Source organism: Acinetobacter sp. VT 511, assembly GCF_001077515.1.
GTDB lineage: Bacteria > Pseudomonadota > Gammaproteobacteria > Pseudomonadales > Moraxellaceae > Acinetobacter > Acinetobacter schindleri.
Map to the genome: position 1 here is coordinate 1 of NZ_LFRE01000055.1, position 582 is coordinate 582.

At 56.7% G+C, this 582-nt stretch carries 1 rRNA gene; it reads right to left on the reverse strand.

Annotation, left to right across the window (positions count from 1 at the left end):
• Nucleotides 1–582 (reverse strand): 16S ribosomal RNA (locus ACS72_RS05610); the annotation flags it as partial.

Genomic DNA, 582 nt, shown 5'->3' on the forward strand with positions numbered 1-582 from the left:
TATCTAATCCTGTTTGCTCCCCACGCTTTCGCGCCTCAGCGTCAGTTACAGCCCAGAGAGTCGCCTTCGCCACTGGTGTTCCTCCACATATCTACGCATTTCACCGCTACACGTGGAATTCCACTCTCCTCTTCTGCACTCAAGTCACCCAGTTTCCAGTGCGATCCGGGGTTGAGCCCCGGGATTAAACACCAGACTTAAATGACCGCCTGCGCGCGCTTTACGCCCAATAATTCCGGACAACGCTTGCCCCCTACGTATTACCGCGGCTGCTGGCACGTAGTTAGCCGGGGCTTTCTTCTCAGGTACCGTCACCTTGAGAGCAGTTACTCTCCCAAGCGTTCTTCCCTGGCAACAGAGCTTTACGATCCGAAAACCTTCATCACTCACGCGGCATTGCTCCGTCAGGCTTTCGCCCATTGCGGAAGATTCCCTACTGCTGCCTCCCGTAGGAGTCTGGGCCGTGTCTCAGTCCCAGTGTGGCCGATCACCCTCTCAGGTCGGCTACGCATCGTCGCCTTGGTGAGCCGTTACCTCACCAACTAGCTAATGCGCCGCAGGCCCATCCCCAAGTGACAGATT